Here is a 24928-nt window from a genome sequence, read left to right as displayed (position 1 = left end):
CCTCTATTCGATTTCGTCTTCAACTGAATCGAATCCGAATGCGACTACGCTATCTTCTTCTGTTACAATACCAAGTTGTTTCGCATCAGACTCACTCTTAATATCAATTTTCCAACCTGTTAATTTAGCTGCAAGACGTGCATTTTGTCCACGTTTACCAATAGCTAATGACAGTTGGTGGTCTGGAACAACAACAGTTGTTGCTTTTTCTTCTTCATCTACAAGTACTTTAACAACTTGTGATGGGCTTAAAGCATTGGCAACATATTCTACTGGATCATTTGACCAGCGAACGATGTCAATCTTTTCACCTTTTAGTTCGTCTACAATTCGTTGTACACGTTGTCCTTTCGGTCCTACACAAGAACCTACTGGATCAACATCAATGTTCTCTGCATGTACAGAGATTTTAGAACGATCTCCTGCTTCACGTGCTACAGAACGAATTTCAACCGTTCCATCATAAATTTCAGGAACTTCCATTTCGAATAAACGTTTTAAAAGACCAGGATGTGTACGTGATACGTAAATTTGTGGTCCTTTTGTTGTTTTTTCTACTTTCGTAATGAATACGCGAATACGATCATGTGGTTTGTACTGTTCGTTCGGCATTTGCTCACTTACAGGTAATAAAGCTTCTACTTTCCCTAAGCTTACATAGATAAAACGAGCATCTTGACGTTGTACGATACCAACCATGATATCTTCTTCACGGTCACTAAACTCAGAATAAATAACACCACGCTCAGCTTCACGCACTCGTTGTGTTACAACTTGTTTTGCAGTTTGTGCTGCAATACGACCGAAATCTTTTGGTGTTACTTCAATTTCTAGTACGTCACCATCTTGATAGTTTGGATTAATTTGTCTTGCTTCTTCAACAGAAATTTCAAGACGTGGATCAAACACATTATCAACAACGTCTTTACGTGCTAAAACTTGGATTGTTCCCACTTGTGGGTTAAAGCTCACACGAACGTTTTGTGCTTGGTTAAAATTGCGTTTATAAGCAGAGATTAACGCTGCTTCAATCGCATCAATAATAATATCTTTGCTAATTCCTTTTTCTGACTCTAATACGAGCAAGGCATCTAACAACTCAGTGCTCATGAAGATCCCCCTTCTAACTAAAACGTAACAGCAAGTCGCGCATTTGCAACTTTATCCATTGGAATTTGGATTTCTTTTTTACGTGTTTTAATTGTTAATAATAATGTAATTGTAGTACCATCGTAGGAAAGCATTTTTCCTTCAAACATCTTTTCACCATCAATCGGCTCATATGTTTTAATTGCCACTTGTTTTCCTACCGCTTGCTGGAAGTCTTTCTCTTTCTTTAATGGACGTTCTGCTCCAGGAGATGACACATCCAAAAAGTAAAGATGAGGAATTGGATCCTCTTTATCTAAAGCTTCGCTTAAACGTTCACTCACCGCACCGCATTCTTCAATGTCGACTCCCTTTTCAGAATCGATGAATACGCGTAAGAACCAGTCTTGTCCTTCTTTCACATACTCTACATCTACAAGTTCAAGATTTAACTCTTCAACGATTGGCTGCGCAAATGCTTCTACAACTTCTGTGACTTTCTTATCCATAAACAGCCTCCTTCCTGCCGCCATGTACCATTTACAAGAAAAGACCCCGCCCATAGAACGGTCTATCTTATTCTTTCTCGTTAGCTAACAAAAGCCCCTGCCGTTAAGCAGGGAATATCTGTCTTAGTATTACCAAATTTAAGAAGTAAAACTTGTAACAAAATATGTATATACGACAGAAATTTCTTACCTCTCCACATCAATAAAATGTAGATAGTAACACGAAAGAGTGGGTTTCCCCACTCTTTTTTTCACACAATATACATGACATGGTTATCTCGGTTAATAGTATACCATAGCAAATGTTGATTTGCAAAGACTTTTCCTACCTATTAGAACAGTGATAACTGGTTTTGATCCGGCAAATCACCTAAACAACCTTGACTATCTAAATACTCAATAATTGTTTTCGAAACCTTACTACGCTGCTGCAAGTCTTCTTTTGATAAGAAGTCTCCATTTTTGCGAGCTTCCACAATACTTAAAGCTGCGTTTGTACCAAGACCAGGTACCGCATTAAATGGAGGGATTAATGAGTCTCCATCAATAATAAAGTCTGTTGCATGTGAACGATACAAATCAACCTTTTGGAATGAGTATCCACGCTCACACATTTCAAGCGTCATTTCTAGTACTGTTAATAAACTCTTCTCTTTCGGTGCTGCATCCAAACCTTTTTGCGCAATTTCATCAATTCTTGCACGTATAGATGCTGAACCTTTCGCCATCGCTTCTACGTCAAAGTCATCTGCACGAACAGTAAAGTATGCCGCATAGAATAGAAGCGCGAAATGTACTTTAAAGTATGCAATACGCACGGCCATAAGTACGTATGCAGCCGCATGGGCTTTCGGGAACATATACTTAATCTTCTTACATGAATCAATATACCAACCTGGTACATTATTACTTTTCATGTCCTCTTCCCATTCTTCCGGTACACCTTTACCTTTACGTACTGACTCCATGATTTTGAAGGCTAATGATGGATCTAAACCTTGATAGATTAAATATACCATGATGTCATCACGACAACCGATAACTTCACTCAGCGTACATGTACCGTTATAAATTAACTCATTCGCATTACCAAGCCATACGTCCGTACCATGTGATAGTCCAGAAATTTGGACTAACTCTGAGAATGTCGTCGGTTTCGTCTCTTCTAACATCTGTCTTACGAATTTTGTACCAAACTCTGGTATACCAAGTGTACCTGTTTTACAGTTAATTTGCTCTTCCGTTACGCCTAACGATTCTGGACCTGAGAAAATTTTCATTACTTCTGGATCATCCGTTGGGATTGTTTTCGGATCAATACCACTTAAATCTTGTAACATACGAATAACAGTCGGATCATCGTGTCCTAGTATATCAAGTTTCAATAAATTATCATGAATCGAGTGGAAATCAAAGTGTGTCGTTCTCCACTCAGCCCCTATTGAATCTGCCGGAAACTGTATTGGTGAGAAATCAAAGATGTCCATATAATCTGGCACAACGATAATACCACCTGGATGCTGTCCTGTTGTACGTTTTACACCGGTACATCCTGCTACTAAGCGGTCAATTTCTGCATTTCGAATCGTTAAGTTATGATCATTTGCATAACCCTTTACATATCCATAAGCAGTTTTTTCCGCAACTGTGCCAATCGTTCCTGCACGATATACATAATCTTCACCGAACAGTACTTTCGTATAGTTATGGGCACGTGGTTGGTATTCTCCAGAGAAGTTTAAATCGATATCGGGTACCTTATCTCCTTTAAATCCAAGGAACGTTTCGAACGGAATGTCATGTCCATCTTTTACATATGGAATATTACAAGCTGGACATTCTTTATCCGGTAAGTCAAAACCAGAACCTACAGAACCATCATTAAAGAATTCTGATTGCTTACACTTTGGACATACATAGTGTGGTGGTAATGGATTTACTTCTGTAATTTCCATCATCGTTGCAACGAATGATGAACCTACCGATCCACGTGAACCTACTAAATACCCGTCTACTAACGATTTTTTCACAAGCTTATGTGAAATTAAATAAATTACGGCGAATCCATGCCCAATAATACTTTTTAATTCTTTTTCTAAACGTGCTTCTACAATTTCAGGTAACTCTTCACCATAAATACTACGCGCCATTTTATAACTCATATCACGCGTTTCATCATCTGCACCTTCAATTTTCGGTGTGTATAAATCATCTTTTACTGGATGAACATCGCCAATTAATGATGCAATCTTTTGTGTATTCGTTACGACAATTTCTTTCGCGACGTCTTCACCTAAGAATGAGAAACATTCTAACATTTCATCTGTTGTACGGAAATGTACAGGTGGTAATGAATGTCGGTTTAACGGATTAGCTCCGCCCTGTGAACTAACTAAAATCTTGCGATACATTGCATCTTCTGGATCTAAATAATGCACGTTTCCGGTAGCAACAACTGGTTTATCTAACGTCTCACCTAGTTTTACTAAGTTCGAAATAATTGTTTTTAATTGCCCCTCATCTCGAACAAGTTCACGCTCTACTAAATGACGTAGCACTTCTGGTGGCATTACTTCAATATAATCATAGAACTGCGCGATTTCTTCTACCTCTTCAGGAGCTTTTTGCATCATCGCCTCAAATACTTCACCTTTATCACAAGCCGTTCCTACTAAAATTCCTTCACGATATTTTTTTAATAGTGATCTCGGTACACGTGGTACACGATAAAAGTAATTCAGGTGAGAATATGAAACAAGTTTATATAAATTTTTCAATCCAACATCTGATGTAGCAAGTAATGTCATATGACTTGGACGCCCGCGCTTATACGCATCTCCTTGTCCCATGCTATCATTTAATTGATCATGGTATTCAAATCCTTTTTCAATCACATCTTTTAACATTTTCACTAGTAAGTATCCCGTTGCTTCTGTATCATAAATCGCACGGTGATGCTGAGTTAATTCAATATCAAGCTTTTTACACATCGTATTTAATCGATGATTTTTCATTTCTGGGAATAAGAATCGTGCAAGTTCTAACGTATCAATAACTGGGTTATTCGTTTTTTCTAACCCCGCCTTTTTAAAACCTACGTTAATGAAGCCCATATCAAAACTTGCGTTATGAGCAACAAGTGTATGGTCACCCATCCATTCTTCAAACTTTTTAAACACTTCGTCCACTTCTGGTGCATCGGTTAACATATCATCTGTAATACCTGTTAATTCAATGATCGTCGCCGATAATGGTTGATGCGGATTTGCAAAAGATTCAAAGCGGTCAATTATTTCGCCACCTTTTACTTTTACAGCCGCTAACTCAATAACTGTATCGTATACAGCTGATAAACCTGTCGTCTCAACGTCGAAAACAACATACGTTTCCTCTGCAAGTAAACGATGCGCTTCGTTATACGCTATTGGTACACCGTCATTAACTAAATTCGCTTCTACACCGTATATAACTTTAACTCCAGCCTTTTTACCCGCAGAATATGCCTCTGGGAACGACTGAGCCACAGCATGGTCTGTAACCGCAATAGCCTCATGTCCCCATTTACCTGCTTGGGCAACAAGTCTAGAAACAGGAGTAACAGCATCCATTTGACTCATTGGAGTGTGAAGGTGCAGCTCTACACGTTTTTCGCCTTCTGGTGCTTTATCTTTACGAGACGGTCCTGTTATTTCATTAATATCATTTGCAATCATTACTAAATCTCGAACGAATGTATCATTTTGGACAGAACCACGAGCCTTCACCCACATTCCTTTTTTCAAGGATTGTAGCATTGGAATATCTTCTTTATCACGTGAGAACATTTTGATCATAATAGAATCTGTATAATCCGTTATTTTTAAAGTTAATAACGTACGTCCACTACGAAGTTCTTTCGTTTCCACATGGAAGACATATCCTTGAACCGTTTTTCTTCTTTCTTCATCTTGAATTTCTCGCATCGGTGTAATCTCTTCATCCGGCTTAATAAGATACCCAAGTGTAATCGGCCCTTCATGCACAACGCTGCTTTCTTCAGCTTGTTTCTTCGCCATTTCTTCCATAGCTTGTATAACACGCTCGCGGTCTTCTTGCTGCGTTTGCTCACGAAACTTTTGCATTTCTTCTGTATTTTGCTGTATATGTGTGTCTAACTGGAAACGCGGGAATCCAAAAGCCTCGTATTGATCCCCTACTGGTTTCGCAACGTTTTTCTTTAAAGCAGTAGATTCCAGCTCATTATTCACATTTATAAGTAACTTCACTCCATTTACCTGCGGAAGCTGCTTCTTTAAATAAGCAAACATAGGTGAAAATGTAATTCGTTCCGTACAAAGTGGCCAATACGCCCTTACTTCTTCTTCAGTGAATTGTTTGTTCTCTGTTTCTAATGCAAATGTTGTTCTTGCAATATGAGAAAATGATTGCTTAAGCTTTGTTTCTAGCAATTCATATAATTCTGTAGGCAAAATACGCGGCACTTGTAAGTCAAAATGCCAACTTTTATTCGCTTTATCAATAACTAGCTTTTCAATGCCACCGCCTTGTAAATATTGATTTATAAGGTCTTCTGGTATTTGCAACTGCTGGAGCAAAATTTGAAATCGCTCTTGTTGTTCATTTGTTAAAGACATAAGCACTCTCCTTCCATTTGCTATTATAAATTGAAACGTACTACAAAGAAAGATTTCTCCCTTCTTCTTTTACAAAATACGTTTACAAAGAAAGAGAAGGTACCTCATTACGAGGTACCTCTTCCTATTTCAAAATATTAGCAATATATGTTTGAAGTTCTTCTACTTTTACTTCTTCAGACTCACCGGTAGCACGTACTTTCACTTCTACAATGCCTTCGTCTGCTTTTTTACCAACTGTCACGCGAACTGGAAGGCCGAATAAATCAGCATCAGCAAATTTAACACCTGCACGTTCTGCACGATCATCTAGTAATACTTCATATCCTTGCTCTTGTAATGAGTTGTAGATGTTTTCACCCATTTCACGTTGTGCATCAGATTTCATATTTACTGGAATTACATGCACATGGAACGGTGCAACAGCTTTCGGCCAAACTAAACCGTTCTCATCATTAAACTGCTCTGCAATTGCTGCCACTGTACGAGACACACCAATGCCGTAACAACCCATAATAAGTGGTTGTGTTTTTCCGTTTTCATCTAGGAATGTTGCGTTCATTGCTTCACTATAACGAGTTCCTAATTTGAATACATGACCAACTTCAATTCCGCGTGCGAAAAGAATTGTTCCGTTTCCGTCTGGAGATTGGTCTCCTTCTTGAATAAAGCGTAAATCCGTATATTGACTTACTTTAAAGTCACGTTCTGGATTTACATTTACATAATGGAATCCTTCTTCGTTCGCTCCTGAACACCCGTTGACAATTGATGCTACAGCGTGATCAGCGATAATTTCGATATCACCTGTTACACCAATCGGTCCTAATGAACCAACTTCACAATTTAATAATTCTTTTACTTCTTCATGAGAGGCAAGCTCAACAACTGAAGCACCGTATACATTTTTCACTTTTACATCGTTTACTTCATGATCACCACGAACAAGTACAACTACTAATTTCTCATCTACTTTAAATACCATAGACTTAATGCACTTGTCAGCTTCGATGTTTAAGAATGCAGATACTTCTTCAATTGCTTTTTGGTCTGGTGTTGCTACTTTTTCAAGCGCTTTTTCTGCTTCGTCACTCTTCGTATACGTAGCTACAACAGGAGCCATTTCGATGTTCGCTGCATAATCAGATGTATCAGAGTATGCAATTGTATCTTCACCAACGTCAGATAATACCATAAATTCATGTGTATCTTTTCCGCCCATTGCTCCAGAATCAGCAATAACCGCACGGAAATTCAAACCACAACGAGCAAAAATGTTAGAGTATGCTTTGTATAAACGATCGTACACTTCATCTAAGCTCTCTTGTGTAGCATGGAAAGAGTATGCATCTTTCATTAGAAACTCTCTTCCACGTAATAAACCGAAACGAGGTCTTTGTTCATCACGGAATTTTGTTTGAATTTGATACAATGTTAACGGTAATTTTTTATATGATTTCACTTCATCACGTACAAGATCCGTAATTACTTCTTCATGTGTCGCTCCTAATGCAAATTCACGAGCGTTACGATCTTTCATACGCATTAATTCAGATCCATAAGAATACCAACGACCTGACTCTTGCCATAATTCTGCAGCTTGCATCGCTGGCATTAATAATTCTACAGCACCTGCGCGCTCCATTTCTTCTCGAACGATACGTTCTACTTTGTGTAATACTTTTAATCCAAATGGTAGAAAACTATAAATACCAGAAGCATTTTGACGCATAAAACCTGCACGAAGTAATAACTGATGACTCTTAATCTCCGCATCAGCTGGAACTTCACGTAATGTAGGACTGAATACCATACTTTGTTTCATCTATTCGCACCTCTTCATTTTACTCTTACACGCAGGAAAACCCCTCACCTCGAGTTAGGTGAGGGATTTTATTCTACGAGCTCTATTTCATTATAAGTTTCACTTTATTTTACAAGAAAAACTTACGAATGTCATTCCAAGTTACAACTAACATAAGTAACATTAATAATGCAAAACCAATAAAGTGAACCATTCCTTCTTTTTGGCGATCAATTGGTTTCCCACGTAATGCCTCAATTAAGAAGAAGAACAAACGTCCACCGTCTAAAGCAGGCACTGGTAGTAAATTAAATAAACCAAGGTTAATACTTAAAACGGCTGCTAAACTTAATACACGTGTAAATCCATAATCTACCACTTGATCTGTTAGATTATAAATTCCTACTGGACCTGACAACTCATTAATAGAGAATTGACCCGTTACTAATTTCACAAGAGACTCAAAAATTAGTTTCGTCCATTGGTATGTTTGTTCAAAACCTGATTTAATAGAACCCATCACCGTTTTCTCTACAGGAGAGTAAACACCAATTCTACCAACTTCTTCTTTACCTTCTTTATCAAGCGTTGGCGTTACTTTCACATTAAACTGTTCACTATCACGCTTTACTTGTAACGTAATTTCTTTATTCGGGTTTTCACGTACAATGTTAACAACATCTTTCCATGTACTTGTGTTTTTCCCATCAATAGCTTGAATTGTATCATTTTCTTTTAATCCCGCTTGCTCTGCTGCACTATTCTCCATCACTTTTCCGACCATTGGTTTGTCAACAGGAACACCTTGTACAAATCCAAGAATCACAAAAATAACAAATGCTAAAATGAAGTTCATTGCAGGTCCCGCAAAGATCGTTAAAGCACGTTGCCCTAATTTCTTAGAGCCAAACTGCCTATTATACGGAGCAATTTGAATTTCTTCACCAGCAGTAATAATGCGAGCCTTTTCATTCACTCGGAATGTTTGAAGCTCTTCCTCGTACTCTTCATAACCCGAAATTGTTAAATCATGCTCTAAATCAGCTTGTTCAACTTCAATAACACGAACATTTGGATACTTTTCATATCCATCAAAAACTAATTTTGCAACTTCGTCTTTTTCGTTTAATACAAGGCCAACCTTTTTCCCAGGCTTTAACTCAACTGTATCTGCATCCTCGCCAGCCATTCTTACATAGCCACCAAGGGGCAGTAATCGAATCGTATACACCGTTTCATTCTTTTCAAATGAGAATATTTTTGGACCAAAACCAATCGCAAACTCACGGCATAAAATACCTGCTCTTTTTGCGAAATATAGATGCCCTAGCTCATGGAAAAATACGAGTGCACCGAAAATTAATATAAAGGCAATCGCTGTATTCAATTCCATACCACCTTTGCTAAATTTGTTCCATCACAAACCGTCTTGTGGCTGCATCAATTTCCAGAATTTCCTCTAAGCTCGGACGTGCAATGACATTGTGATGGTTCATTGCTTTTTCAATGAGGTCTTCCACTGTTAAGAAACCAATTCTCTTTTGTAAAAAAGCTTCAACAGCTACTTCATTCGCTGCATTCATTACAGCTGGCATACTTCCACCTGTTTTTCCAGCTTCATACGCAAAGCGCAAGCAACGGAAACGTTCTTGGTTCATTTTCTCAAAATGCAATGTACCCATTTCCCATAAATTTAACTGCTTTGTGTCTGAAAGAGGTAATCGATCAGGATATGTAAGTGCGTATTGAATTGGTACTCGCATATCAGGTGAGCCAAGCTGTGCCATCACACTACGATCTTCAAATTCCACCATAGAATGAATAATACTTTCTTTATGTAAAACAACATCGATTTGCTCATAAGGGATACCAAAAAGCCAATGTGCTTCAATTACTTCTAGTCCCTTATTCATCATTGTAGCAGAATCAATTGTAATTTTCGAACCCATTGACCAGTTTGGATGTCGAAGCGCATCTTCTACGGTCACATGATGCAATTCATCTCTCGTTTTATCCCGGAAACTTCCACCAGAAGCCGTTATAATTAGTCGAGAAATTCTTTTTTCATTTTCACCATTCAAGCATTGGAAAATAGCTGAATGTTCACTGTCTACTGGAAGTAACGAAACATTATGTTTTCGCGCTGCTTCCATTACAAGATGCCCTGCAGTTACTAACGTTTCTTTGTTTGCAATTCCAATTGTTTTTTTCGCCTCAATTGCACGAAGTGTTGGTAACAACCCTACGCTACCTACAACAGCATTTACTACTATCTCCGCATCTGGATGTAATGCTACTTCTAAAAGTCCTTCACTACCATATACAATTTTTGTATTACCAGAGACAGCTTGTAATTTTAAAACATCTTCCTCTCTTTGCACAGAGACAATTTGCGGAGAAAATTCTTGAATGACCTTTACTGCATAGTCAATATTTTTCCCTACAGAAAAAGCAACGAGACGGAATTGGTCTGGGTGCGAGCGTAATACATCTAAAGTTTGTGTACCAATTGATCCGCTTGCACCTAATAAACTAATGTTTTTCATGACTCCAACCCCTCGTTCATTTATTAATTGTATTGTAATAAGAAGTAGAGAATTGGTAAAACGAATAACCAACTATCTGTTCGATCTAATATACCACCATGTCCAGGTAAAATTGTACCTGAATCTTTTACGCCATAATGACGTTTAAATGCAGATTGTACTAAATCACCAATTTGTCCAAAAATAGAAATGATAATTGTCAGCACAATTAAAATTACTACATTCGATTCCACTGGGAAGAACATGTTGTAAACAAGCGCTACAATAATTCCACAAACGATGCCGCCTAATGAACCTTCAATCGTTTTATTTGGACTAATTTCTGGCCATAATTTTCTTTTTCCTAATGCTTTTCCTACGAAATATGCGCCTGAATCAGTAGCCCATATAACAAATAATGCGCAAAACACATATTTAATTCCTAAAATTCTCGTTTCATTCAAATATAAGAATCCCATTGCAACATATGTTGTTGCCATTAGTAAAAATGAAGCATTATCAAAAGTAAATGTATTCTTAGAAAGGACTGTATATGATAAAAGTAATAAAACAATCACAAATGTGATTTCTAATTTACCTAATCCAATCCAAGTAAACAGTTCTGATGCACTACTTGGAATTAAAATAATCCATAATAATACTGCAGCTAAAACTGTTGGTACTGAAATAAGCGTAAGCTTATTCATACGAATTAATTCATATAAACCTATAGAAGCAAGTGCATACACTAAAACCGTAAAAGGCACGCCACCGTAAATTACGATGGGAATGAATAGCGCGGCAGCAACCACTCCAGTAATAATTCTCTGTTTCACTACCAAACCCTCTCTTTCTACACGCCTCCGAATCTGCGCCCTCTATGTTGAAAGTCTGTAATCGCATTTAGCAAATGTTCCTCGGTAAAATCTGGCCAATACACATCTGTAAACCAAAATTCCGAATATGCAATTTGCCATAACATGAAATTACTAATACGTAGCTCTCCGCTCGTACGGATTAACAACTCTGGGTCAGGTAAAGAACTCGTCATTAAGTAGGAAGAAAGCATTTCTTCGCTTACATCTTCAACACGAACTTTTCCTTCCTCACTATCTTTCATCATATGTTGCACAGCAGAAACGATTTCATCTCGACTTCCATAGTTTAACGCGAAATTCAGAATTAATCCCGTATTCTCTTTCGTCTCTTCCATGGCCTTCTCCATCGCTCTGCGTGTATGCGTAGGAAGACGATCTTGTTGCCCTATTACTCGGACTTGTACGTTCTCTTCAATCAATTCTGGTAAAAATGTACCTAAAAATTCTTCTGGAAGCTTCATTAAATAATCAACTTCCTTTTTTGGTCTTTTCCAGTTCTCAGTTGAAAAAGCATAAAGAGTTAATACTTTCACATTAAGTTTGCTTGCAAATTTTGTGATTTTCTTTACAACTTGCATGCCTTCATGATGTCCCGCAATACGAGGCATCGCTCTCCTCTTTGCCCATCTTCCATTACCATCCATAATGATGGCAATATGCTCTGGGATGTATCCTTTTTTCACTTCTTCAACGAGATGATCAAACGATGTGTCCTTTTTACCTTTAAAAAAAGGAAAGTTTTTAAACATCATTCATACCCTCCAGCAAGCAGACGTATGCCTAAAAGTGTAAAAAGACCCCCTTAAGAAGAGGGTCATATTTGCGAAAGTATCGCTATTACACTTCCATGATTTCTTTTTCTTTGTTTTTTGCGATTTCGTCAACTTTTGCAATATATTTATCTGTTTCTTTTTGGATATCTTCAGTATATCCTCTTAAATCATCTTCTGTAATCTCGCCAGCTTTTTCAAGCTTCTTAAGATCATCGTTACCGTCACGACGTACGTTACGAACAGCAACTTTCGCTTCTTCAGCATATTTTTTCACAACTTTTACAAGATCACGACGACGCTCTTCTGTTAATGCAGGGAACGCAATACGAATTACAGTTCCGTCATTAGAAGGGTTTAAGCCTAAATCTGCTTTTAAAATTGCTTTTTCGATATCGCCAATAGAAGTTTTGTCATACGGTTGAATTACAAGTAAACGTGCTTCTGGAACTGTAATGTTCGCTAATTGCACAACTGGTGTTGGTGCACCATAGTAATCAACTTGTACTTTATCTAATACAGACGCGTTTGCACGACCAGCACGAACTGTTGCTAATTCACGAGAATAAGCAGCAACTGCTTTTTCCATTTTTTCATTTGAAGACTTTAATACTTGTTGTCCCATATTTATTTCCCCCTTACAACTGTTCCGATATTTTCGCCTAAAACGGCACGTTTAATATTACCTTTTTCCATAACTGAGAATACAATTAATGGAATATCATTATCCATACATAGAGAAGAAGCTGTAGAATCCATTACACCTAAACCTTCTTTTAATACATCTAAGTAAGTAAGCGTTTCGTATTTCGTAGCTGTTGGATCAATAGATGGGTCCGCATTATATACGCCATCTACATTGTTTTTCGCCATTAAAATTACGTCTGCTTCAATTTCTGCTGCACGTAATGCTGCTGTTGTATCTGTAGAGAAGTATGGATTACCTGTACCTGCTGCAAAGATAACAACACGTTTCTTCTCTAAGTGACGAACTGCTTTACGACGAATGTAAGGCTCTGCCACTTGACGCATTTCAATTGAAGTTTGTACGCGAGTTTGAATTCCGATATTCTCCAAGCTATCTTGAAGAGCTAATGAATTCATAACTGTCGCTAACATGCCCATGTAATCTGCTCCTGCACGATCCATGCCCATCTCACTTCCAATTTTCCCACGCCAAATGTTACCGCCACCAACAACAACAGCAACCTCTACATCAAGTTCTGCAATTTCTTTCACTTGTTCCGCAACTGATTTAATAACAGCTGGGTTAATTCCAAATCCTTGCTCGCCAGCTAAAGCTTCTCCACTCAGCTTTAAAACGACACGATTATATTTCGGTTTACTCATAATGAACCTCCAATTGCTTACATCTTTATTTTAAAAAAGGGAACACAATGTGTTCCCTAATCTGTATTAGTTACTACCTTTTACTTGGTTCATTACTTCTTCAGCAAAGTTGTCTTCGCGTTTTTCGATACCTTCACCAACAGCGTAGCGAACGAATCCTTTTAATGTTCCGCCTTTAGACTCAACGAACTGACGAACTTTCATATCAGGGTTTTTAACGAATGCTTGGTCAAGTAAGCAAATTTCTTCGAAAAATTTGCCAAGACGGCCTTCAACCATTTTTGCAACGATTTTTTCAGGCTTGCCTTCGTTTAATGCTTGTTGTGTTAATACTTGACGCTCATGCTCAACTTCTTCAGCTGTTACAGCATCGCGGTCGATGTATTTAGGGTTAACTGCAGCGATGTGCATTGCAACATCTTTAGCAGCCGCTTCATCAGTAGAACCTTCAAGAACTGTTAATACACCAATGCGTCCACCCATGTGTAGGTAAGCGCCGAATGCATCTGCATCAGTTTTTGATACGATTTCGAAACGACGAAGTGTAAGTTTTTCACCAATTTTAGCGATTGCTTCGTTGATGTGCTCTTCAACTTTTTTACCGTTTTCCATTGTTTGAGCCATAGCTTCTTCAACGTTAGCTGGTTTGTTAGCTAATAAGTGAGCAGCTAATTCTTTAATTAATGTTTGGAAACCTTCGTTTTTCGCAACGAAATCAGTTTCAGAGTTTAATTCTAAGATTAAACCGTCGTTACCGTTTGTTTCGATGAAAGTTAAACCTTCAGCAGCGATGCGGTCTGCTTTTTTAGCAGCTTTCGCGATACCTTTTTCACGTAAGAAGTCAATTGCCTTCTCCATGTCGCCGTTAGTTTCTGTTAAAGCTTTTTTGCAGTCCATCATACCTGCGCCAGTTTTTTCACGTAATTCTTTTACCATTTGTGCAGTGATTGCCATACTTTTCATCCTCCTAAAATATGTATTTATACCTTTTATAAAGGTGTTTATACCTTAAAAAAGGTGATAAAAGGCCGAACCCCTTATCACCTTTCCAACTTTGTTACGCAGTAACAGTTTCTTCACCTTGTTTTGCTTCAAGGATCGCGTCTGCCATTTTAGATGTAAGAAGTTTTACAGCACGAATTGCATCATCGTTTGCTGGGATAACGTGATCGATTTCGTCTGGATCACAGTTTGTATCAACGATACCGATGATTGGAATGTGTAATTTGCGTGCTTCAGCAACTGCAATACGCTCTTTACGAGGGTCTACTACGAATAATGCACTTGGAAGACCTTTCATATCTTTAATACCGCCTAAGAATTTCTCAAGACGCTCTAACTCTTTTTTAAGTTGAACAACTTCTTTCTTAGGTAGTACTTCGAAAGTACCATCTTCTTGCATTCTTTCGATGTCTTTAAGACGCTTGATACGTTTTTGGATTGTTTGGAAGTTAGTTAAAGTTCCACCTAACCAACGTTGGTTAACGAAGTACATACCAGCACGAGTTGCTTCTTCTTTAATAGCTTCTTGTGCTTGTTTTTTAGTACCTACGAATAAGATGTCTCCGCCTTCAGCAGCGATGTCACGCATAACTTTGAAAGCTTCCTCAACTTTTTTCACAGTTTTTTGTAAATCGATGATGTAGATACCGTTACGCTCTGTGAAAATGTAACGCTTCATTTTTGGGTTCCAACGACGAGTTTGATGTCCGAAATGAACACCAGCTTCAAGCAATTGCTTCATAGAAATTACTGACATAATATAGTTCCTCCTAAATGGTTTTTGATATCCTCCGTTTACTTCATCTCTAAGCGAAACTACAAACGTAGCACCAACACTTAAATCAGTAAACGTGTGTACTTTGTACTGACACCACTGCTTACTATATCATACTGAAATATTACAATCAAGTCGAAAATGCGAACAATGTAAAACTTTCTTTGTTCATACTCGAATTCTAGTATTACCAACCTGCATTTCTTTTAAGCAAAAAGTGAAATACAATTCATATCTTTTCAAAAAAATGCGATTATGACGCTATTTACTAACAACATCAATCTGTTATACAAAAAAACTCTCCTCAAAAAAATGAGGAGAGTTTTATAAATTAGTTTGTTTTTAATTTAGCAAGTTCATGTAAGAATTTGTCGTTTAATACTTTAATGTATGTTCCTTTCATACCTAAAGAACGCGACTCAATTACACCAGCACTTTCTAATTTACGAAGTGCATTTACGATTACTGAACGAGTGATTCCTACGCGGTCAGCAATTTTACTTGCAACAAGTAAACCTTCTGTTCCGTTTAATTCTTCAAAGATGTGCTCGATTGCTTCTAACTCACTGTAAGATAATGAGCTGATCGCCATTTGAACAACAGCTTTGCTACGTGCTTCTTCTTCAATTTCTTCTGCTTTTTCACGTAAAATTTCCATACCTACAACAGTTGAGCTGTACTCAGCAAGAATTAAATCATCATCTAAGAACTCTTGACCAAGACGAGCTAAAACTAATGTACCTAGACGCTCACCGCCACCAACGATCGGTACGATTGTAGTTAAACCTTGACCAAATAATTCTTTATTTTCTACTGGAAATGCTGTGTAAGCACTATTTACATCTAAGTTTGAAGATGTTTCTGTAATGTTGAATAAGCTTTGTGTATACTCTTCTGGGAATTGACGTTCTGCAAGCATTTGTTTCATACGCTCATTCTCAATTTGTTGGTGAATTGCATAACCTAGTAATTTACCACGACGGCTTACTACGAATACGTTCGCTTCGATTACTTCACACATTGTGTCAGACATTTCTCTAAAGTTTACAGGCTTTCCTGCTGCGCTCTGTAATAACGCATTTAATTTTCTTGTTTTTGCTAATAATTCCATTTCAAAAGTTCCTCCTACATGTTACTCACATATTTTTTCATCACTTGGAAACTAGGGCGAGTCACCTGATGACACTATTACAAAATAAACTGGCTCACATCTTTATTTTTAGCAATCGTTGCTAATTTCTCCTCAACGTATTGAGGTGTTATCGTTATTTTCTCTAACGTAATTTCAGATGCTTCAAACGATAAATCTTCAAGGAGCTTCTCCATAATCGTATGAAGTCTTCTTGCTCCAATATTATCTGTATCCTGATTAACTTGATAAGCAATCTCAGCAATCTTACGAATAGCTTCGTCTGAAAATTCAATTTCTATACCTTCAGTCGCTAATAAAGCCATATATTGTTTAATTAACGCATTGTCAGGCTCGATTAATATTTTAACAAAATCATCAGTTGATAATTTTGTTAATTCTACTCGAATCGGAAATCTCCCTTGTAATTCCGGAATTAAATCTGACGGTTTAGACATATGAAACGCTCCAGCTGCAACGAATAAAATATAATCCGTTTTTACTGATCCGTATTTTGTCGCAACATTTGATCCTTCTACAATTGGTAAAATGTCACGTTGCACACCTTCACGTGATACATCTACGCTATTCGACTGCTTACCAGCAATTTTGTCAATTTCATCGATAAAAATAATCCCGAGCTGTTCAGCACGATAAACAGCCTCTTGTGTAACTTCATCCATATCAATTAAGCGCTGTGCTTCCTCATTTGTCAAGACTTTTCTTGCTTCTTTTACAGAAAGTTTACGTTTTTTTGTTTTTTTCGGCATAAAACTTCCTAATGCATCTTGGAAGTTCATTCCCATTTGTTCCATGCCAGTTCCTTGCAACATATCGAACATAGAAGACTGTTGTTCAGTCACTTCAATCGATACAATTTCATCTTCAAGAAGTCCTGCAGCAAGCTTTCTTTCCACATCTTGACGTTTCTTTTCGATTTCAACATCTTCCTGTGAATCTGTTGTTTGATTCGAATTTTGAGCGCCACCAAATAGCATTTCTAATGGGTTTTTAAATCCAGTTTGCTTCTCTGGACTCGGCACCAAAATTTCAACAAGACGTTGGTTCGCTTGCTCTTCTGCTTTGTCTTGTACTTTAACTACCATTTCTTCTTTCACGATACGGACTGAAGTTTCCACAAGGTCACGTACCATCGATTCTACATCTCTACCTACATATCCAACTTCTGTAAATTTCGTAGCTTCAACCTTAATAAAAGGTGCTCCAACGAGTTTCGCCATTCGTCGTGCTACCTCTGTTTTACCAACACCTGTCGGTCCAATCATTAAAATATTTTTAGGTGCAATTTCATCACGTAAATTTTCAGCTAATTTACTTCGTCGGTATCGATTTCTTAAAGCTACAGCAACCGCTTTCTTCGCATCTTTTTGACCGATAATGTATTGATCTAATTTTTCCACAATTTGACGCGGAGTAAAATGTAAATGCATATAAAATGCCTCCCTTACGATTCTACAATTCTTCCACAATTATGTTGTGGTTTGTATAAACACAAATATCGCCAGCAATTTCTAAACTCGCTTTCGCAATTTGCTTCGCTGTTAAATGTTCGCTTGCATATTGTTTTAAAGCACGACCTGCTGAAAGCGCATAATTCCCGCCAGATCCAATGGCTAAAATACCATCATCCGGTTCAATCACTTCTCCCGTACCTGAAACAAGGAGCATAGTTGTTTTATCCATGACAATAAGCATCGCTTCTAGCTGACGTAACATTTTGTCGCCGCGCCATTGTTTCGCCATCTCAACAGCAGCACGCTGCAAGTTTCCATTGTACTCTTCTAATTTCCCTTCAAACATTTCAAAAAGAGTAAATGCATCAGCAACCGAACCTGCAAAACCAGCTAAAACTTTCCCTTGGAAAAGTTTACGAACCTTACGAGCTGTATGCTTCATCACAACAGCATTTCCCATTGTCACCTGGCCATCTCCAGCCATTGCACATTCTCCATTATGATGAACTGCAAATATCGTTGTAGCGTGGAAATTTCCCATAGAAAAAACTCCTTTATATGTTTTTATAGCTTTAAAAGCAATTTATGCCCGTGGGTGATGCTTCATGTAGACAGAGCGCAATCTTTCTTTAGAGACATGCGTATAAATTTGTGTCGTAGACAAATTTTCATGACCGAGTAGCTCCTGTACAGTACGTAAATCTGCCCCTTCATCTAACATATGTGTAGCAAATGTATGCCTTAACATATGGGGACTTATCCGCATTGTCAGTGAAGCTTTCTTAATGAGTTCATTTAATACATAGCGTACCCCTCGACTTGTCAGCGGCGTGCCTTTCGCATTTAAAAATACCATATGAGATTGTTCTTCAGTTTTCTTGGCTAACTGCTTTCTCCCGTTCTCTATATAAGTAATTAAAGCATCTTGTGCATAACTCCCGAACGGAATATACCTTTGTTTTTTTCCTTTTCCCATTACTAAAATTGTTCCCACCGCAAAGTCAATATCGGTCAGTTGTAAATTGACACATTCACTCACACGGATCCCAGTTGCATACATCAATTCTAATAAAGCTTGATTCCTTTGACCTAGCGGCGTTTCCGTGTCGGAAACTTCAAATAATTCCTCTAATTCTTCAGCATATAAAAACTTTGGGATTGACAATTCTTTTTTGGGGAGTGACGCAAGTGCAAACGGATTATCTTTCCGATAACCTTCACGCATCAAAAAACGATATAAACTTCGTAAGCTTGATACTTTTCTTGCGACAGATTTACGGGCTAACTTTTCATCGTGCAACGTCGTTAAGTACAAACGAACATCCGCGTATGTAATATCTAAAAAAGAGGATATGCCTTCTCGCTCCATAAATTGCACAAAATGTTCTAAATCATTTTGATAACTTGCAATTGTATATTTTGAATAATTTCTTTCAATTTGTAAATATCCAACGAATAATTGTAACAATTTCTTCACATTCACACAATTCACCTCAATAAAGGCTACTAAATCGTATCACAACTTAGTAGCCTTTGCAAGAAATTTAACTAAATATTTACAAAATTTCGAATCGTTTCTAAAGCGCGTGTTGCATAGGCTTCATTACGTTCTGCTTTTTTCTTAATTTTCTTCTCTAACGGTGCAAACAGACCGAAGTTTGCATTCATTGGTTGGAAGTTTTTCGCGTTTGTCGCAGTAATATAATTCGCCATACTTCCCATTGCAGTTACAGGTGGTAATACAACTGGTTCTTCACCTTTTACAAGTCGAGCAGCGTTGATACCTGCTAGCAATCCTGAAGCCGCCGATTCAACATATCCCTCTACTCCAGTCATTTGACCTGCGAAGAATAAATCATCACGTTGTTTATATTGGTATGTTGGACGAAGCAAGTTAGGTGAATTAATAAACGTATTACGATGCATTACACCATAACGTACAATCTCTGCGTTTTCCAGCCCTGGAATCAACTGTAACACTTCTTTTTGCGGTCCCCATTTTAAATGCGTTTGGAAACCTACAATATTGTATAACGTTCCAGCTGCATCATCTTGACGTAACTGAACAACAGCATATGGCGTTTTCCCTGTTTTTGGATCTTCTAATCCAACAGGTTTCATCGGTCCAAATACTAGTGTTTGTCTTCCTCTACTTGCCATAACTTCTACTGGCATACAACCTTCAAAGAAAATTTCTTTTTCAAATTCTTTTAAAGGTACTGTTTCAGCAGCGATTAAAGCCTCGTAAAAACGATCAAATTCCTCTTCCGTCATTGGGCAGTTTAAATATGCCGCTTCACCTTTATCGTAACGAGATTTTAAATACACTTTATTCATATCAATGCTGTCTTTCTCAACAATCGGTGCTGCAGCATCATAGAAATAAAAGTAGTCTTCACCTGTTAATTCTTTTAATTGCGCAGAAAGATCTGGCGACGTAAGTGGACCTGTCGCGATAACAGTAGGACCTTCTGGAATTTCAGTGATTTCTTCATTCATCACAGTTACGTTCGGATGGTTTTTCACATATTCCGTTACTTTTGCCGCAAATTCATGACGATCTACTGCTAAAGCCCCTCCTGCTGGGACAGAGCACTCATCAGCCGCACGAATAATAACAGAATCCATTAAACGCATTTCTTCTTTAATAACACCAACAGCATTTGTTAATGTGTTTGCGCGAAGCGAGTTACTACATACTAATTCTGCAAATTTATCTGTGTGATGAGCTGGCGTTTGCCTTACCGGTCTCATTTCGTATAATTTTACTTGGACACCACGTTTTGCAATTTGGTAAGCTGCTTCACTTCCTGCAAGACCTGCGCCAATGACGTTTACTACTTGTGTTGTCATATATTTATCACCTTTCCTTTTCTTCCCGAAAAAAATGTGAGCAGTTACGCTCACATTTGTTGTTCTTCTTCATAATCACACGAAATACATTGTACTTGTACGCCTTTTTTCAACTTCTTCTCTACTAGCATACCTTCACACTTCGGACATTTACGGCCAATCGGCTTATCCCAAGATACAAAGTCACACTCTGGATACGTACCGCACCCATAGAAAAGACGTTTCTTTTTATTACTACGACGTTCAATAATTTGACCTTTATCACATTTCGGACAAGTAACACCGATTTCTTTCACAATCGGTTTTGTATTACGACAATCTGGGAAATTCGAGCAAGCCATAAATTTCCCGTATTTACCCATTTTAAAGACCATTGGGTGATTACATAATTCACAATCTTCCCCAGCTGGCTCATCTTTAATTTCCACTTCACGCATTTCTTTTTCCGCTTTTTCTAAACGCGGTTCAAATCCTACGTAGAAATCATCAACAATTTTTACCCAATTCGCATTTCCTTCTTCTACTTCATCGAGGCTTTGCTCCATGTTAGCAGTAAATTCAATGTTAATAATTTCTGGGAAAAACTCTAAAATAAGTTCAATTACTATTTCACCAAGTTCAGTTGGAACGAAGCGTTTATTATCCAAACCTACATATCCACGTTTTTGAATCGTTTCAAGTGTAGGTACGTAAGTCGATGGTCTTCCAATTCCAAGCTCTTCAAGTGTTCTTACTAGACGAGCCTCAGTATAACGCGGCGGTGGTTGTGTAAAGTGTTGCTTCGGTTCTAAATCCTTCGAAAATACGGTTTCCCCTACTTCTAAAGGTGGCAACATCTTATCCTTTTCTTCAGCCCCGTCATCTTTCGACTCTACATACACTTTCATAAATCCTGGGAACTTTACAACCGATCCACTTGCACGGAACTGAACATTGTTATTAATGAGTCTCGCTGTCACAGTATCCATTATAGCAGACGCCATTTGACTTGCAACAAATCGCTCCCAAATCAATTTATACAATCGAAGTTGATCACGACTTAAGAAACTCTTTAGTTCCTCTGGCTTTCTCATTACCGAAGTAGGACGAATTGCCTCATGCGCATCTTGTGCGTTCGATTTCTTCGTCTCTTTCTTCTTTTCTGTTCCTATGTATTCCGTACCAAACGCCTCAGTAATGTAAGCACGCGCCTCTGTTTGAGCTGTTTCTGAGATACGCGTTGAATCAGTTCTCATATACGTAATAAGACCTACAGTTCCTTGTTTTCCAAGATCAATTCCTTCATACAATTGCTGCGCAAGCATCATCGTTTTCTTTGCTCGCATGTTTAACTTACGCGCTGCCTCTTGTTGCAAGGAAGATGTCGTAAACGGTAATGCAGGATTACGTTTTCGCTCTTTTCGCGTTACATTTTCAACTGAGAACGCATTATCTTTCAGCTGCTCAATTATTTCATTCACTTGCGTTTCATTCGTTAATTGAACTTTTTCACCATCTACACCGTAAAAGCTTGCTTCAAATGTATCTTTCCCTTTCACAAATTCTGTCTTAATTGTCCAGAATTCTTCGGGCTCAAAACTTTGAATTTCTCTTTCACGTTCGATAATTAAACGAACTGCTACAGATTGTACGCGTCCTGCACTTAATCCTTTTTTTACTTTCTTCCATAATAAAGGACTAATATTGTAACCAACAAGACGATCTAGTATACGTCTTGCTTGTTGTGCATCTACTAAATCCATATTGATCGCTCGAGGATGTTTGAATGATTCTTTTATTGCATCTTTTGTAATCTCATTAAACACAACTCGGCAATCTGATTCAACGTCCACATTTAACGTATTGGCTAAATGCCAAGCAATAGCTTCCCCTTCGCGGTCTGGATCGGCCGCGAGATAGACTTTCTTTGCTTTTTTTGCCGCTGATTTTAAGTCTTTTAAGACGGGACCTTTACCACGAATGGTAATGTACTTCGGGGTGAAGTTGTTCTTTACTTCTATCCCCATTTGGCTTTTAGGTAAATCGCGAACGTGTCCCATAGACGCGACAACTTTGTATTTTTTCCCTAAATATTTCTCAATGGTCTTCGCCTTAGAAGGCGACTCCACGATTACGAGGTAATCTGACATGCTAGTGCCTCCTTAAGAGGTGGATTCAAGTCTTCATTAATCTTATTGATTTCTCTTGTTTTTGTCAATCAAGAATGAATATACCATACAGTGCCTATCTACCATTTGTCAATAATTGTTTAATAAAAACATAAAAATATAAGGTTAATTTAAAATCTCTTCTAGGATATCTTCTGCATTTCTTACTAGTTTCGCCCCTTGTTGAATGAGATGATTTGTTCCTGATGCACTATCTATAAATATCGGTCCAGGAAGGGCAAATACTTCTCTATTTTGCTCTAAAGCAAGGTCCGCTGTAATAAGTGTTCCGCTTCTCGATTTCGCTTCTACAACTAAAACACCTTTACTTATACCACTAATAATCCGATTTCTCTTTGGAAAATACCATTTTTTCGGTGCATAGTGCGGAGGATACTCTGTTAATAACAATATATATTCATTCCAAGCTTCATATAAATATCGATTCTCTTTTGGATATATATACGATAATCCGTGTCCTAGTATCGCTATAGTCGGGCAATGCCGCCTTACTGTAATTTCATGGGACATCGTATCTATCCCTCTTGCAAATCCACTGACAATGAGCCATCCCTTTTCTAATAGTGGATGTAAAATAAACTTCAAACTTTCATGTCCATATAAAGTCGGTTCTCTCGTTCCAACAACCGCTAATTTATTCGCTTTATTAAGAAAATCTTTCTCTCCTTTTCCATATAATACAAAGGGAGGATCTTGTATTTCACATAATAATTTTGGATAATCTTCATCCCATATTGTCATATAAAAGATTCGATTTTCCTCTAAATAAGATATATATTGCGAGAGATTTGAACTTTGAAGAAAATTTACTAATTCTGAAGATTTTTTTGAGGATATTCCAGTGTAACATTCCATTTGTTTTGCATTAAAATTGTATATTCCCTTCAATTCTGGATCGACATGTAAGAGCCTCTCTATCGCCTTCCAATGGTCTGCTAACAAGTAATGAAGATGTAATAATCGTTCTCTTTTCATCTCAATTCTCCTTACCCATAATTTTTATTATGTAAACAAGAAGTTTGTAAAAAGACACCTTCAAGCAAGAAGGTGTCTTTCAACAGATTAGTAGTTTTTACAAGTCTCAAATAGACCTTTTTCTTTTAAGACAGAGATTAGCGTTTCGCCCATAACCGCTGGAGTTTCCGCTACTTTAATACCACAAGCTTCCATTGTTTTAATCTTTTCTGCAGCAGTTCCTTTACCGCCAGAAATGATTGCACCAGCATGGCCCATACGTTTGCCAGCAGGCGCTGTTTGGCCGCCAATGAAGCCTACAACAGGTTTTGTCATATTAGCTTTCACCCATTCAGCTGCCTCTTCTTCCGCTGTACCACCGATTTCACCAATCATAATTACAGCATGTGTTTCTTCATCTTCATTAAATGCTTTTAACGCATCAATAAAGTCTGTACCGTTAACTGGGTCTCCGCCGATACCTACAGCAGTAGATTGGCCAATACCTTCTTGTGTTAACTGATGTACAGCCTCATACGTTAATGTACCAGAGCGAGATACGATACCTACATGACCTTTTTTATGAATGTATCCTGGCATAATACCGATTTTACATTCATCAGGCGTAATAACACCTGGGCAGTTCGGTCCAAGTAAACGTGTATGTTTACCAGCCATATATCTCTTTACGTTTACCATATCTAATACAGGAATCCCTTCAGTAATACATACTACTAAATCAATTTCTGCATCAACTGCTTCCATAATTGCATCAGCCGCAAAAGCGGGTGGAACGTATACAACTGAAGCGTTTGCGCCTGTTGCTTTCACTGCATCTTCTACAGTATCAAATACTGGTACACCTTCAATATCAGTGCCACCTTTACCTGGCGTTACACCACCGACAATTTTCGTACCGTATTCAATCATTTGTTTTGTGTGGAATAACCCTTGAGAACCTGTAATACCTTGAACAATAACTTTTGTATCTTTATTAACTAATACGCTCATTT

20 protein-coding genes are annotated in these 24928 nt (G+C 37.9%); all 20 read right to left on the bottom strand.

Features of this window, described 5'->3' with window-relative positions; genetic code table 11:
* Positions 1-3: 3 nt before the first annotated feature.
* Positions 4-1110 carry a transcription termination factor NusA gene (gene nusA / locus AC2CGR_RS18995; RefSeq protein WP_000102609.1) on the bottom strand — a complete coding sequence of 369 codons (1107 nt, stop codon included), beginning with the start codon at positions 1108-1110 and terminating at the stop codon, positions 4-6.
* A 17-nt stretch (positions 1111-1127) separates the two neighbouring features.
* Positions 1128-1598 carry a ribosome maturation factor RimP gene (rimP, locus tag AC2CGR_RS18990; RefSeq protein WP_000359097.1) on the bottom strand — a complete coding sequence of 157 codons (471 nt, stop codon included), beginning with the start codon at positions 1596-1598 and terminating at the stop codon, positions 1128-1130.
* Positions 1599-1930: 332 nt separating this feature from the next.
* A complete protein-coding gene (locus AC2CGR_RS18985; protein WP_087966348.1) occupies positions 1931-6232 on the bottom strand; it encodes a PolC-type DNA polymerase III in 4302 nt (1433 codons plus the stop codon).
* A gap of 124 nt (positions 6233-6356) precedes the next feature.
* On the bottom strand, positions 6357-8057 hold the full coding sequence (locus AC2CGR_RS18980; RefSeq protein WP_061685605.1) for a proline--tRNA ligase: 1701 nt from the start codon (positions 8055-8057) through the stop codon (positions 6357-6359).
* Between the two features lie 109 nt (positions 8058-8166).
* Positions 8167-9423: an RIP metalloprotease RseP gene (rseP, locus tag AC2CGR_RS18975; protein WP_001090234.1), complete on the bottom strand. Its 1257-nt coding sequence runs from the start codon at positions 9421-9423 to the stop codon at positions 8167-8169.
* Between the two features lie 16 nt (positions 9424-9439).
* The gene (gene dxr / locus AC2CGR_RS18970) at positions 9440-10582 is read right to left on the bottom strand and encodes a 1-deoxy-D-xylulose-5-phosphate reductoisomerase (protein ID WP_000790362.1); all 1143 of its coding nucleotides are present in this window, start codon (positions 10580-10582) and stop codon (positions 9440-9442) included.
* 23 nt (positions 10583-10605) lie between these two features.
* Complete coding sequence (gene cdsA / locus AC2CGR_RS18965) at positions 10606-11397, bottom strand: phosphatidate cytidylyltransferase (RefSeq protein WP_000813584.1); 792 nt, start codon at positions 11395-11397, stop codon at positions 10606-10608.
* A gap of 17 nt (positions 11398-11414) precedes the next feature.
* Entirely contained in the window at positions 11415-12191 is a 777-nt protein-coding gene (gene uppS, locus AC2CGR_RS18960; protein ID WP_000971301.1) for an undecaprenyl pyrophosphate synthase, read from the bottom strand.
* 85 nt (positions 12192-12276) lie between these two features.
* Positions 12277-12834 (bottom strand): ribosome recycling factor, encoded by a 558-nt coding sequence (frr, locus tag AC2CGR_RS18955; protein WP_000531501.1) that lies wholly within the window; start codon positions 12832-12834, stop codon positions 12277-12279.
* A 2-nt stretch (positions 12835-12836) separates the two neighbouring features.
* Positions 12837-13559: a UMP kinase gene (gene pyrH / locus AC2CGR_RS18950; RefSeq protein WP_000042663.1), complete on the bottom strand. Its 723-nt coding sequence runs from the start codon at positions 13557-13559 to the stop codon at positions 12837-12839.
* A 66-nt stretch (positions 13560-13625) separates the two neighbouring features.
* Positions 13626-14513, bottom strand: coding sequence for a translation elongation factor Ts (gene tsf, locus AC2CGR_RS18945; RefSeq protein WP_001018581.1), 888 nt, complete (start codon positions 14511-14513; stop codon positions 13626-13628).
* Positions 14514-14616: 103 nt separating this feature from the next.
* Positions 14617-15318: a 30S ribosomal protein S2 gene (gene rpsB / locus AC2CGR_RS18940; RefSeq protein ID WP_000111483.1), complete on the bottom strand. Its 702-nt coding sequence runs from the start codon at positions 15316-15318 to the stop codon at positions 14617-14619.
* Positions 15319-15667: 349 nt separating this feature from the next.
* Complete coding sequence (codY, locus tag AC2CGR_RS18935; RefSeq protein WP_000421288.1) at positions 15668-16447, bottom strand: GTP-sensing pleiotropic transcriptional regulator CodY; 780 nt, start codon at positions 16445-16447, stop codon at positions 15668-15670.
* Between the two features lie 77 nt (positions 16448-16524).
* A complete protein-coding gene (gene hslU, locus AC2CGR_RS18930; RefSeq protein ID WP_087966344.1) occupies positions 16525-17916 on the bottom strand; it encodes an ATP-dependent protease ATPase subunit HslU in 1392 nt (463 codons plus the stop codon).
* 22 nt (positions 17917-17938) lie between these two features.
* Complete coding sequence (gene hslV, locus AC2CGR_RS18925) at positions 17939-18481, bottom strand: ATP-dependent protease proteolytic subunit HslV (protein ID WP_000526272.1); 543 nt, start codon at positions 18479-18481, stop codon at positions 17939-17941.
* Between the two features lie 42 nt (positions 18482-18523).
* Positions 18524-19423 carry a tyrosine recombinase XerC gene (xerC, locus tag AC2CGR_RS18920; protein WP_001101228.1) on the bottom strand — a complete coding sequence of 300 codons (900 nt, stop codon included), beginning with the start codon at positions 19421-19423 and terminating at the stop codon, positions 18524-18526.
* Between the two features lie 65 nt (positions 19424-19488).
* Positions 19489-20793: an FADH(2)-oxidizing methylenetetrahydrofolate--tRNA-(uracil(54)-C(5))-methyltransferase TrmFO gene (trmFO, locus tag AC2CGR_RS18915; protein WP_029439592.1), complete on the bottom strand. Its 1305-nt coding sequence runs from the start codon at positions 20791-20793 to the stop codon at positions 19489-19491.
* A 50-nt stretch (positions 20794-20843) separates the two neighbouring features.
* Positions 20844-22922 carry a type I DNA topoisomerase gene (gene topA, locus AC2CGR_RS18910; protein ID WP_087966343.1) on the bottom strand — a complete coding sequence of 693 codons (2079 nt, stop codon included), beginning with the start codon at positions 22920-22922 and terminating at the stop codon, positions 20844-20846.
* Positions 22923-23066: 144 nt separating this feature from the next.
* On the bottom strand, positions 23067-23936 hold the full coding sequence (gene dprA, locus AC2CGR_RS18905) for a DNA-processing protein DprA (RefSeq protein WP_087966341.1): 870 nt from the start codon (positions 23934-23936) through the stop codon (positions 23067-23069).
* Between the two features lie 87 nt (positions 23937-24023).
* Positions 24024-24926 (bottom strand): succinate--CoA ligase subunit alpha, encoded by a 903-nt coding sequence (sucD, locus tag AC2CGR_RS18900; RefSeq protein ID WP_000115178.1) that lies wholly within the window; start codon positions 24924-24926, stop codon positions 24024-24026.
* Positions 24927-24928: the final 2 nt, after the last annotated feature.

This window comes from Bacillus sp. LSHTCR4 (assembly GCF_057197025.1).
This window is presented reverse-complemented; position numbering and strand designations above follow the sequence as displayed.

Coding starts and splice junctions, on each gene's coding strand:
- nusA (WP_000102609.1), bottom strand. CDS start 1,110: ATGAGCACTGAGTTGTTAGATGCCTTGCTCGTATTAGAGTCAGAAAAA.
- rimP (WP_000359097.1), bottom strand. CDS start 1,598: ATGGATAAGAAAGTCACAGAAGTTGTAGAAGCATTTGCGCAGCCAATC.
- AC2CGR_RS18985 (WP_087966348.1), bottom strand. CDS start 6,232: ATGTCTTTAACAAATGAACAACAAGAGCGATTTCAAATTTTGCTCCAG.
- AC2CGR_RS18980 (WP_061685605.1), bottom strand. CDS start 8,057: ATGAAACAAAGTATGGTATTCAGTCCTACATTACGTGAAGTTCCAGCT.
- dxr (WP_000790362.1), bottom strand. CDS start 10,582: ATGAAAAACATTAGTTTATTAGGTGCAAGCGGATCAATTGGTACACAA.
- uppS (WP_000971301.1), bottom strand. CDS start 12,191: ATGATGTTTAAAAACTTTCCTTTTTTTAAAGGTAAAAAGGACACATCG.
- frr (WP_000531501.1), bottom strand. CDS start 12,834: ATGGGACAACAAGTATTAAAGTCTTCAAATGAAAAAATGGAAAAAGCA.
- pyrH (WP_000042663.1), bottom strand. CDS start 13,559: ATGAGTAAACCGAAATATAATCGTGTCGTTTTAAAGCTGAGTGGAGAA.
- tsf (WP_001018581.1), bottom strand. CDS start 14,513: ATGGCAATCACTGCACAAATGGTAAAAGAATTACGTGAAAAAACTGGC.
- rpsB (WP_000111483.1), bottom strand. CDS start 15,318: ATGTCAGTAATTTCTATGAAGCAATTGCTTGAAGCTGGTGTTCATTTC.
- codY (WP_000421288.1), bottom strand. CDS start 16,447: ATGGAATTATTAGCAAAAACAAGAAAATTAAATGCGTTATTACAGAGC.
- hslU (WP_087966344.1), bottom strand. CDS start 17,916: ATGCATTTACATTTTACTCCGCGTCAAATTGTGGAAAAATTAGATCAA.
- hslV (WP_000526272.1), bottom strand. CDS start 18,481: ATGGGAAATTTCCACGCTACAACGATATTTGCAGTTCATCATAATGGA.
- trmFO (WP_029439592.1), bottom strand. CDS start 20,793: ATGACAACACAAGTAGTAAACGTCATTGGCGCAGGTCTTGCAGGAAGT.
- topA (WP_087966343.1), bottom strand. CDS start 22,922: ATGTCAGATTACCTCGTAATCGTGGAGTCGCCTTCTAAGGCGAAGACC.
- dprA (WP_087966341.1), bottom strand. CDS start 23,936: ATGAAAAGAGAACGATTATTACATCTTCATTACTTGTTAGCAGACCAT.
- sucD (WP_000115178.1), bottom strand. CDS start 24,926: ATGAGCGTATTAGTTAATAAAGATACAAAAGTTATTGTTCAAGGTATT.